Annotated in this window: 10 protein-coding genes; 7 read left to right on the plus strand and 3 right to left on the minus strand. The window is 74.3% G+C overall.

What is annotated here, in order from left to right; all coding sequences use genetic code 11:
• Nucleotide 1 precedes the first annotated feature (1 nt).
• On the plus strand, nucleotides 2-538 hold the full coding sequence (locus ABTY61_RS31705; protein ID WP_350508568.1) for a hypothetical protein: 537 nt from the start codon (nucleotides 2-4) through the stop codon (nucleotides 536-538).
• A gap of 122 nt (nucleotides 539-660) precedes the next feature.
• Entirely contained in the window at nucleotides 661-1,002 is a 342-nt protein-coding gene (locus tag ABTY61_RS31710) for a DUF2516 family protein (protein ID WP_350508569.1), read from the plus strand.
• A 75-nt stretch (nucleotides 1,003-1,077) separates the two neighbouring features.
• On the opposite strand, the gene ABTY61_RS31715 is transcribed toward ABTY61_RS31710, so the two are convergent.
• The gene (locus ABTY61_RS31715; RefSeq protein WP_350508570.1) at nucleotides 1,078-2,625 is read right to left on the minus strand and encodes a PP2C family protein-serine/threonine phosphatase; all 1,548 of its coding nucleotides are present in this window, start codon (nucleotides 2,623-2,625) and stop codon (nucleotides 1,078-1,080) included.
• A gap of 239 nt (nucleotides 2,626-2,864) precedes the next feature.
• On the opposite strand from ABTY61_RS31715, the gene ABTY61_RS31720 reads away from it, so the two are divergent.
• On the plus strand, nucleotides 2,865-3,425 hold the full coding sequence (locus ABTY61_RS31720; RefSeq protein WP_350508578.1) for an O-acetyl-ADP-ribose deacetylase: 561 nt from the start codon (nucleotides 2,865-2,867) through the stop codon (nucleotides 3,423-3,425).
• Between the two features lie 338 nt (nucleotides 3,426-3,763).
• Here the strand turns inward: ABTY61_RS31720 and ABTY61_RS31725 are convergent, their stop codons facing one another.
• Nucleotides 3,764-4,597, minus strand: a complete 834-nt coding sequence (locus ABTY61_RS31725) for a class I SAM-dependent methyltransferase (RefSeq protein ID WP_350508571.1) — start codon at nucleotides 4,595-4,597, stop codon at nucleotides 3,764-3,766.
• A gap of 231 nt (nucleotides 4,598-4,828) precedes the next feature.
• On the opposite strand from ABTY61_RS31725, the gene mshA reads away from it, so the two are divergent.
• Nucleotides 4,829-6,199, plus strand: coding sequence for a D-inositol-3-phosphate glycosyltransferase (mshA, locus tag ABTY61_RS31730; RefSeq protein ID WP_502895461.1), 1,371 nt, complete (start codon nucleotides 4,829-4,831; stop codon nucleotides 6,197-6,199).
• A gap of 39 nt (nucleotides 6,200-6,238) precedes the next feature.
• Nucleotides 6,239-6,751: a type III secretion system chaperone family protein gene (locus tag ABTY61_RS31735; RefSeq protein WP_350508573.1), complete on the plus strand. Its 513-nt coding sequence runs from the start codon at nucleotides 6,239-6,241 to the stop codon at nucleotides 6,749-6,751.
• Nucleotides 6,752-6,842: 91 nt separating this feature from the next.
• Here ABTY61_RS31735 and ABTY61_RS31740 read toward each other — a convergent pair whose 3' ends face one another.
• A complete protein-coding gene (locus tag ABTY61_RS31740) occupies nucleotides 6,843-8,141 on the minus strand; it encodes an MDR family MFS transporter (RefSeq protein WP_350508574.1) in 1,299 nt (432 codons plus the stop codon).
• Between the two features lie 149 nt (nucleotides 8,142-8,290).
• On the opposite strand from ABTY61_RS31740, the gene ABTY61_RS31745 reads away from it, so the two are divergent.
• Both ABTY61_RS31745 and ABTY61_RS31750 read left to right on the plus strand, forming a co-directional pair.
• Entirely contained in the window at nucleotides 8,291-9,049 is a 759-nt protein-coding gene (locus tag ABTY61_RS31745) for a phosphoglyceromutase (RefSeq protein WP_350508575.1), read from the plus strand.
• Nucleotides 9,050-9,307: 258 nt separating this feature from the next.
• Nucleotides 9,308-9,904 (plus strand): lytic polysaccharide monooxygenase, encoded by a 597-nt coding sequence (locus ABTY61_RS31750; protein WP_350508576.1) that lies wholly within the window; start codon nucleotides 9,308-9,310, stop codon nucleotides 9,902-9,904.
• Nucleotides 9,905-10,040 lie beyond the last annotated feature (136 nt).

A 10,040-nucleotide genomic window follows, 5' to 3' on the forward strand; every position in this document is an offset into this window, starting at 1 on the left:
CATGCCGATCACCGACGAGATCAAGAAGACCCTCACCGACCCGACCCCGCTGTACGCCCTCGCCGGCGCCGGGGACCTCGCGTACGAGAAGCTGCGCGAAGTGCCGGGCCGGGTCGAGGCCCTGGCCGCGGACCGCCAGGGCGCGCAGGACAAGGCGACCGCCCGGCTCCACGAGGCACAGGAGCTGTTGGCCGGTGCCCCGGCCAAGGTCACCGAGGCCGTCACCGCCTTCCCCACCGACCTCAAGGTCCTTCAGGAGCGGGCCCAGGGCTTCGCCCTGCAGCAGGTCGCCCGCGCGGTCGAGCTGGCCGTCCGGGCCAAGGAGACGTACGACGAGCTGGCCGAGCGCGGCAAGGTCGTCGTGGAAAAGGCCCGCCCCCACGGCGATGCCGAGCCCACCGAACTCGACCCCACCATCGAACTCGACCCCACCATCGAGCCCGCCCTCGCCCCCGAAACCGCCCCAGCCCCCGCCCCTGCCCCCGCCCCGAAGAACCCCGCCAAGGCCCGAAAGAACACCCCCACCGTCGCAGAGTGAGCACCACCCACCCTGCCGGGGCACATCCACCGGCGACCACACGTTCACACCGTGCGGGCGGCCGCCGTGCCAGGATGGGCGGCGGCCGGGGCGCAGCAAGCCGAGAGACGTAGGAGACCGCGATGACCGGAGTGTTCCAGATCCTGGCCTTTTCCTACCTGAACCCGTTCTGGTGGATGGCCGTCGCGATCCTGGGCTACAAGCTCTTCGCGCTGATCGACGCGGCCACCCGCCGCGAGGACGCCTACCGGGCGGCCGACAAGAAGACCAAGGGCTTCTGGCTGGCGATCCTCGGCATCAGCTTCGGCTGGGACCTGCTGTTCGGCGCGAACTTCCTCGGCAGCATCGGCACCCTGGCCGGCCTGGTCGCCTCGATCGTCTACGTGGTGGACGTCCGCCCCGCGATCAAGACCCTGACCGGCGGCACCGGCCGGAGCAACACCGGCCCCTACGGCCCCTGGTAGACCGACCCCACGAACAACGCCACGGCCCGGGAGAGCGAACCGCCCTCCCGGGCCGCAGCGCGTCCGCAGGAGCGCTCAGCCGAGAATCAGCTGTACCGGATTCCGCTCCAGCAACAGCACCGCGACGTCATCCGTCAACGCACCGCCGTTCAGCTCCTCGACCTCCGCGATCGCACTGTCGACCAGCCGCCCCCGAGTGAGCCCCGCGGACTGGTGGTCGGCGATCAGGTCGGCGAGACCGTCCTGCCCGAGTCGGCGCGACCCCGCTCCGACCCGGCCCTCGATCAGCCCGTCGGTGTAGAGCAACAGCCGCCAGCCGGGCTGGAGTTCGACCTCGTGGGCGGGCCAGGCGGCCGCACCGTCGTGGCACGGCAGCAGGCCGAGCGCGGGCCCGGCGAAGTCGGCGGGCAGGGTGGTCGGGGCCTGGTCGCGGCTGAGCAGCAGCGGTGCCGGGTGCCCAGCGAGGTAGAGCCGGGCGCGTTCGCCGGTGCCGAGCGAGTCGAGTCCGGTGGCGGCGCCGGGCTCGATGACGAGCATGCAGAGCGTCGCGAAGATCTCGTCGCTGCGCCGCTCGTGCTCCAGCACGTGCTGGAGGGTGGTGAGCAGGGTCTCGCCGGTGAGCCCGGCGAAGACCAGGGTGCGCCACGCTATCCGGAGCGCGACGCCGAGCGCGGCTTCGTCCGGGCCGTGGCCGCAGACGTCGCCGATCACGACGTGGACGGTGCCGTCGTCGGTGCGCACGGCGTCGTAGAAGTCGCCGCCGAGCAGGGCGCGGCGGCGGCCGGGCCGGTAGCGCCGGGTGAAGGAGAGTCCGGCGCCGTCGAGCAGCGGGGTGGGCAGCAGGTGGCGCTGCAGGCGGGCGTTCTCCTGGCCGCGCAACTCGGCCTCGACGAGGCGCCGCTGGGACTCGTCGGCGCGTTTGCGCTCGACCGCGTAACGCAGTGCGCGGGCCAGCAGCGGGCCGTCGGTCTCGTGCTTGAGCAGGAAGTCCTGGGCGCCCGCGGCGACGGCGGCGGCGCCGAGTTCGGCCCCGGCGGCGTCGGTGAGCACCACCACGGGGATGTGCGGGGCGCGGCGGAGCAGTTCGTGGAGGCCTTCCAGGCCGTCCGAGGCTCCCCCGGCCGGGGCGGCTGGGTGGTGCCCCCGTTCGGGGTGCGGCAGGTCGGCGGGGGAGGCCAGGTCGAGCAGCACGCAGCCGAACTCGCCGCCGCGGGAGCGTCCGCGCCGGCCGGCGGGGGAGGACTGGGCGAGCAGTTGGGTGGCCTGTTCGAGGCCGCGGGCCCAGTGGATCTCGATCGAGGTGCCGCTGTCGGCGACCGCGGCCTTGATCAGCTGGGCGTCCGAGGCGTCGTCCTCGATGACCAGCAGCCGCAGCGGTGCGGCGGAGCCGTCGAGCGGCCCGTCCCCGGCCACGGGGGCGTTGCCGACCTCGGTGAGGTGGGCGGGGCGGCGGGTGCCGTGCGCGGTCCGGACCGGCTGCGAGCGGGGGTGGGGTATCGGGGGAGTGGCGGTGGCCGGACCGGTGGCGGTCGGGCGGGTACGGGCATGGCCGACGGGGGCGCCGTCGTGGGCGCCCGGCAGGTCCGCGGCACCAGGTGCCCGCCCGTCTCCCGTTGCGGGCATCGGTGGTTCCTCCCTTTCCCCGACTGCGTAACGGCCGGCGTCCGTCCGCAGTGCCCGCCTGGCACCGTGCGTCGGGGAACTTCTCGCGACCATAACGTGATCTCCGGGGATTTCTCTGGCCGACCGGCGCCGTTGTGGTTATTGCCACGCCGGTGGCGGTGTGGTGATCGGATTCGGACGACGGCTCGGATCCCGGCCCGGCGGCTGCCGGACGGGCCCGGGGAAGGGGGCTGGTGATGGTGACGCGGATCACCCTGGTCGAGGGTGACATCACGGAACAGCGGGTGGACGCGGTGGTGAACGCCGCCAACTCCTCACTGCTGGGCGGTGGCGGGGTGGACGGCGCGATCCACCGCAGGGGCGGGCCGCAGATCCTGGAGGAGTGCCGCCGGCTGCGGGCCTCGCACTGGGGCAAGGGGCTGCCCACCGGCCGTGCGGTGGCGACCGCGGCCGGGCGGTTGCCGGCCCGGTGGGTGGTGCACACCGTCGGGCCGGTGTACCTGGCGGAGGAGTACGAGGAGCGGGCTGGGCTGCTGGCCTCCTGCTATCGCGAGTCGCTGCGCACGGCGGCCGGGTTGGGCGCGCGCACGGTGGCCTTCCCGGCCGTGTCGGCCGGGATCTTCGGCTGGCCGCCGGCGGACGCGGCCCGGATCGCGCTCGGCACCGTCGCCGAGGTGCTGGGCGGCGGTGACGCGCGGGCGGGCGCGGAGCTGGCGGAGGTGCGGTTCGTGCTGTTCGGGGCGGAGATGTACGAGGTGTTCGAACGGGCCCGGCGGGAGCTGCCCGGGCCGGGTGACTGACGGGCACGGTGGGCACCGGGCGGCGTGTGGTGTCGCCGCCCGGCGGTCTCCATCGTGGCGTGACGAAGCGTCAACGCGCCAGAGATATTCGATAACTCGTTCGAGTGAAAGCCGAGGGGGAGGAGCGCGTCGCCCGTCCGACCGGACGGCGCGCGGTCCTACGGAGCCGCGACCCAGCCCGGGAGTTCGGGGCCACGGCTTCGGCGACCCGCTGGACGACCGCGTCCTCGACCGTCCGAGCACCCCCCGAGCGGAGATGATCTTACGGCGCCCGGTCGCTCCGGCCCGGGCCCGGTTGCCCGCTACGTAGCGAGCGCCCGCTACGGCCCGGTCGCCCGCTACGGCGCGAGCGCCGTCCAGGGCAGCGTGACCTCGCCCTGCCGCCACCGCCCGCGCGCGTCCACCAGCGGCCAGCTGCCCGCCAGCGCCGTGCAGGCCGCCACCCAGCGCTGCCGCGCCCCGAACGCCCCGTACGGCGCGGCCGCCGCCCAGGCCCGGTCGAAGTCGGTCAGGAAGGCGTGCACCGGCCGCCCCGGCACGTTGTGGTGGATCAGCGCCTTCGGCAGCCGTTCGGCCAGGTCGGAGGGCTGCCCCAGGCCGCCCAGCCGGGCCGCGAAGGTCACCGTCCGGGGGCCCTCCGGCCCCAGCGCGACCCAGACGTGCCGCCGCCCGATCTCGTCGCAGGTGCCCTCGACCAGCAGCCCGTCCGGGGCCAGCCGGGCGCACAGCCGCTCCCACACCCCGGCCACCGCCGACTCGTCGTACTGCCGCAGCACGTTGGCGGCCCGGATCAGCTGGGCCGGCGCCCCGCCGTCCAGCGGCACCTCGAAGCCGCCGCGCCGGAACGTGAGCAGCGGCGGTTCGGCGTACGGCAGCGCGGCCGCGACCCGCTCCGGCTCGATCTCGATCCCGACCACCCGGACGTCCGGCCGCACCGTGCGCAGCCGCCCGGCCAGCTCCACGGCCGTCCACGGCGCCGCGCCGTAGCCGAGGTCGACGGCGACGGGCGGGCGCTCGGCGGCGCGCAGCGCCCGGCCCAGGGCGTGGGCGATCCAGCGGTCCATCCGGCGCAGCCGGTTGGTGTTGGTGGTGCCCCGGGTGACCGTCCCGACCGGCCGTCCGGTCCGGCCGCGGGCGGGCGCGGCGGTCGCGGGGTCGAAGGAGGCAGCCATGCCCAGAAGGGTAGTCGGCGCCTGCGGGGTCGGTCGGGCACGGCCCTGAGCTGGGCGGATGCCGGTCCGGCGGAGCCGTCGCCGGGAGCGGGAATGCCGGACGGCCGGCGAGTGGTTGGCACACTGGTGGTGATGTGTGCCCGGGACGGGGCAGCGCACACCGGACATGCGGCGGGCCCGTTCACGCGGACCGCCGAGACGGGCCGCACACGAGGAGGCTTCAGCCAGGTGATCCAGCACCCCGTCCGTTCGGTACGCCGTGCCCAGTCCGCCGCGCCCGCGCGCGGCCGGCTCCAGTCGCTCGTCCCGGGCCGTCGCCGCCCGCGCCGGATAGCCATGCTGAGCGTGCACACCTCGCCGCTGCACCAGCCCGGTACCGGGGACGCCGGCGGGATGAACGTCTACATCGTCGAGCTGGCCAAGCGCCTGGCCGAGCTCAACATCGAGGTCGAGGTGTTCACCCGGGCGATCTGCTCGGACGACGCGCCGACCGTCGAGCTGGCCCCGGGCGTGCTGGTCCGGCACGTCACCGCCGGGCCGTACGAGGGCCTGGTCAAGGAGGACCTGCCGGCCCAGCTGTGCGCCTTCACCCACGGAGTGCTGCGCACCGAGGCGGGCCACCGCCCCGGCCACTACGACCTGGTGCACTCGCACTACTGGCTCTCCGGGCAGGTCGGCTGGCTGGCCGCCCAGCGCTGGGGGGTGCCGCTGGTGCACACCATGCACACCATGGCGAAGGTCAAGAACGCCGCGCTGGCCGAGGGCGACACGCCCGAGCCCGCGGCCCGGGTGATCGGCGAGACCCAGGTGGTCGAGGCGGCCGACCGGCTGATCGCCAACACCACCGAGGAGGCCGCCGAGCTGGCGCTGCACTACGCCGCCCGGCCGGACCAGCTGGCCGTCGTCCACCCCGGGGTCAACCTGGACGTCTTCCGCCCCGGCGGCCCGCGCGCCGGGGCCGACGCCCGGGCCCGGCTGGGCCTGCCGCAGGACGCGGCGGTGCTGCTGTTCGCCGGGCGGATCCAGCCGCTGAAGGCCCCGGACGTGCTGCTGCGGGCGGTCGCCGCGCTGTTGGAGGGCCGCCCGGCGCTGCGCGAGCGCCTGGTGGTGCCGGTGGTCGGCGGGCCGTCCGGTACCGGGCTGGCCCGGCCGGAGAGCCTGCACAAGCTCGCCGCCCAGCTCGGCATCGGCGACGTGGTGCGCTTCCATCCGCCGGTCGGCCAGGAGCGGCTGGCGGACTGGTACCGCGCGGCGACGGCCCTGGTGATGCCCTCGTACAGCGAGTCCTTCGGCCTGGTCGCGCTGGAGGCCCAGGCCTGCGGCACTCCGGTGGTGGCGGCCTCGGTCGGCGGCCTGCCGGTCGCGGTGCGGGACGGCGAGTCCGGCACCCTGGTACGCGGCCACGACCCGCGGGACTGGGCGCAGGCGCTGGAGCCGTACGTCACCGACCCGGCGCTGGTCGCCCGGCGCGGCGCGGCGGCGGCCCGGCACGCGGCCGCCTTCGGCTGGGACACCGCCGCGGCGACCACCGCCGAGGTGTACGCCGCCAGCCTGGCCCGCCCGGCCGGCCGGCTGGCGGTGGCCCGCCGCCGGCTCGGCTAGGGCTGCGCCCCACCGGTACCGCCGAGTAACGTCACCCCCATGGCAATCCGCACCAAGGACGAGGCCCTCACCCTCCTGCGCACCGCCCTGGACGACGCCGGGGTCGCCTGGGAGCCGGCCGCCGCCGACCCGTACACCCTGGTGGCGACCCTCCCGGGCACCCGCAAGCTGAGCACCGCCTGCGCGCTGCGGGTCGGCGACCACACCTTGTCGGTGAACGCCTTCGTGATCCGCCGCCCGGACGAGAACCACGAAGCCGTCTACCGCTGGCTGCTGGAGCGCAACACCCGTCTCTACGGCGTCGCGTACGCGGTGGACGCTCTGGGCGACGTCTACCTGGCCGGCCGCCTGCCGCTGGAGGCGCTGACCCCGGACACCGTCGACCGGCTGCTCGGGACGGTGCTGGAGAACGCGGACGAGCCCTTCAACACCCTGCTGGAGCTGGGCTTCGCCTCGGCGATCCGGCGCGAGTGGGAGTGGCGCACCAAGCGCGGGGAGTCCACCCGCAACCTGGCCGCCTTCGCCCACCTGGCCGCACCGGCCGCCGACTGACCGGACTCACCCGACTCACCCGCCGACCCGCCCGCCCGACTCACCCGACTCACCCGACTCACCCGACTCGCCCGCCCGATCCGGCGGGCGTTCAGGCGTCGGCCGGGGCCTTCGTCGACGCCGCGACGGGCGCCGCCACCTCGGTCGCCCGGTCCGCGCCGGCCGTCGACCGGGTGCGGCGGGCCAGCGCCACGTGCCCGAGCGCGGCCACGGTGCCGCAGACCCCGCAGGCGCCCCACAGCACCCCGGCACCGAAGTGCTGGAGCACCACGCCGCCGACGCCGGGGCCGAGGAACAGGGCGAGCGACCAGGAGAGCGAGTAGACGCCCTGGTAGCGGCCGCGGGCCTGGGCCGGCGACAGTTCGGCGACCAGGCCCATCATGGTCGGCGCGTTCAGGACCTCGCCGACCGTCCAGACCGCCACCGAGAGCGCGAACAGCCAGGCCGAGGAACCGGCCAGGGCCGCCAGCCCGAAGCCCCAGCCCGCCAGCAGGCAGCTGGCGATCAGCAGACCGGTCCGGGAGCGGCCCTCCATCCAGCGGGTGAGCGGGATCTGCAGCACCACGATCAGCAGCCCGTTGAGTCCGATCACCAGCCCGTACTCGGTGGCGGTGATGCCCGCGGCGCCCATGTCGACGGGCAGGGTGGTGCTGCTCTGCTGGAAGACCAGGGCGAGCAGCAGGTTGAGCCCGACCACCGCCATGAACGGGCCGTCGCGGAACACCGTGCCGAGGCCGATCGCGGTCCGGTCGCCGGTCTGCTCGGCCGCGGCCGGCTGCACCGGCCTGGTCTCCGGGATCCGGATGAAGATCACCACCGCGCAGATCAGGGTGGAGAGCGCGTCCAGCAGGAAGAGCGTGAGGTAACCCTGGGTGGCGATCACCCCGGCCACGGCGGCGGAGAGGCCGAAGCCGATGTTGATCGCCCAGAAGTTCAGCGAGTACGCCCGGACCCGGTCCTCGGCCGGGACGAGGTCGGCGATGATCGCGGAGGTGGCCGGCCGGGTGGCGTTGTTGCACAGGCCGACCAGGAAGGCCACCGCGGCGATCGCCGCCTGGCCGTCCACGAAGCCGAGCACGGCGGTGGAGGCCGCGGTGCCGAGCTGGGCGGCGACCAGCGTGGGGCGCCGCCCGATCCGGTCGGCCAGCACGCCCGCGCCGACCGCCGCGATGGTCGAGCCGAGGCCGAAGAGGGAGGCCACCAGGCCCGCGTAGGAGGCCGAGTACCCGCGTTCGGCGGTCAGGTACAAGGACAGGAACGTGATCACGAATGCGCCGAGCTTGTTCACCAGCGTGCTCACCCACAGCCACCAGAACTGCCGCGGCAACCCGCCCACCGTCTCGCGAGCCAGTCTTCGGATCCGGGAATCGGCGGCCAGGGCGACGAGCATGTGGGGGCTCCCGAGGGCAGGCGTCCGCTGGGCGGCACGGGCAGGCCCGCTCAGCCGAAGCATGTAAGTGGCAGATGTGCGGCGCACACGTTACCCACCGTCCCAAGGTCTCCACCAGGGGTTTTCCGGGCTCCACTAAGCTGGGCGCCATGGCTGACACGACGTACCGACTCATCCTGCTCCGTCACGGCGAGAGCCAGTGGAACCAGAAGAACCTGTTCACCGGTTGGGTCGACGTCGACCTCAACGAGAAGGGCGAGAAGGAGGCCGCCCGCGGTGGCGAGCTCCTCGCCGCCGAGGGCCTGTTCCCCGACGTGGTGCACACCTCGCTGCTGCGCCGCGCCATCCGCACCTCGCAGATCGCCCTGGACAAGGCCGACCGCCACTGGATCCCGGTCAACCGCAGCTGGCGCCTGAACGAGCGCCACTACGGTGCGCTCCAGGGCAAGGACAAGGCCCAGACCCTGGCCGAGTTCGGCGAGGAGCAGTTCCAGCTGTGGCGCCGCTCCTACGACACCCCGCCGCCGGTGCTGGCCGACGACGCCGAGTACTCGCAGGCCGGTGACGCCCGTTACGCCGACATCCCGAGCGAGCTGCGTCCGCGCACCGAGTGCCTCAAGGACGTCGTCGACCGGATGCTCCCGTACTGGTACGACGCCATCGTCCCGGACCTGGCCGCCGGCCGGACCGTCCTGGTCACCGCCCACGGCAACAGCCTGCGCGCGCTGGTCAAGCACCTCGACGGCATCTCCGACGCCGACATCGCCGGCCTCAACATCCCGACCGGCATCCCGCTGGTCTACGAGCTGGACGCCGACTTCAAGCCGGTCGCCAAGGGCGGCCGCTACCTCGACGCGGACGCCGCCGCGGCCGCCATCGAGGCCGTCAAGAACCAGGGCAAGAAGTAAGCCACTTGCCGCCAGGGCCCCGCTCCCGGTTCGCCGGGGCGGGGCCTTCGTCGTTCAACCAGCTTGTGTGGCGGGCGAGTTGGGATAGATTCGAAAATGGTTCAGACCATTGACGGGCGATGGCGCCGGCTCCTACCGTGAGGGCACCGGGCTGGCGCAGGCATGCCAGGGATTCCCCCAGCTCCCGGCCGCCGCACCCCCAACGCGCGCGCGTCTGCGCCCCGGCGCACTCTCCATCCACCCCCACGGAGGAGCACCATGCGCACACGTCATCTGGTCGGGGCGGCCGTCGCCGCGCTCGCGATCCCGTTCACCCTGGCCTTCCCGGCCCAGTCCCACGGCTACATCAGCACGCCGCCCAGCCGCGCCGCGCTCTGCGACGCGAGCGCGAACGCCGTCCCCTGGGACTGCGGCGACATCCAGTGGGAGCCGCAGAGCGTCGAGGGGCCGAAGGGCTTCCCGGCCGGCGGGCCCTCCGACGGCACCATCTGCGCCGGCGGCAACTCCCGCTTCGCCGAGCTGGACGACCCGCACGGCGGCGCCTGGCCGACCACGCCGGTGACCGCGGGCCGGCAGTTGACCTTCACCTGGAACTTCACCGCCCGGCACGCGACCACCGACTTCGAGTACTACCTGACCAAGCCGGGTTACGACGCGACCCAGCCGGTCACCCGGGACAGCCTCGACCTGACGCCGTTCCTGACCGTCCCCTACGGCGGGCAGCAGGTGCCGAGCACGCTCAGCCACACCGCGACCGTCCCGAGCGGGCGCACCGGGCACCAGGTGGTCGTCGCGGTCTGGACGATCGCCGACACCGGGAACGCCTTCTACTCCTGCACCGACGTCCAGTTCTGACGGCTCCGGGATCCGGATCCCGGAGCCCGACCCGCCCGACCCGCCCGTCCAGGCGCACCGGGAGCCGGGTGAACCGGCCGTACCCCACGTCGACCAGCCAGGGTTCGTCCAGGTCGACCCGCAGCGCCAGGTGGTC

This window comes from Kitasatospora sp. NPDC096128 (genome assembly GCF_040303105.1).
Lineage (GTDB): Bacteria > Actinomycetota > Actinomycetes > Streptomycetales > Streptomycetaceae > Kitasatospora.

Excerpts from the sequence above, each read along its gene's own strand:
- ABTY61_RS31725 (WP_350508571.1), bottom strand. The coding sequence starts at position 4,597 with ATGGCTGCCTCCTTCGACCCCGCGACCGCCGCGCCCGCCCGCGGCCGG.
- ABTY61_RS31715 (WP_350508570.1), bottom strand. The coding sequence starts at position 2,625 with ATGCCCGCAACGGGAGACGGGCGGGCACCTGGTGCCGCGGACCTGCCG.
- ABTY61_RS31745 (WP_350508575.1), top strand. The coding sequence starts at position 8,291 with ATGGCTGACACGACGTACCGACTCATCCTGCTCCGTCACGGCGAGAGC.
- ABTY61_RS31735 (WP_350508573.1), top strand. The coding sequence starts at position 6,239 with ATGGCAATCCGCACCAAGGACGAGGCCCTCACCCTCCTGCGCACCGCC.
- ABTY61_RS31740 (WP_350508574.1), bottom strand. The coding sequence starts at position 8,141 with ATGCTCGTCGCCCTGGCCGCCGATTCCCGGATCCGAAGACTGGCTCGC.
- ABTY61_RS31705 (WP_350508568.1), top strand. The coding sequence starts at position 2 with ATGCCGATCACCGACGAGATCAAGAAGACCCTCACCGACCCGACCCCG.
- ABTY61_RS31710 (WP_350508569.1), top strand. The coding sequence starts at position 661 with ATGACCGGAGTGTTCCAGATCCTGGCCTTTTCCTACCTGAACCCGTTC.
- ABTY61_RS31750 (WP_350508576.1), top strand. The coding sequence starts at position 9,308 with ATGCGCACACGTCATCTGGTCGGGGCGGCCGTCGCCGCGCTCGCGATC.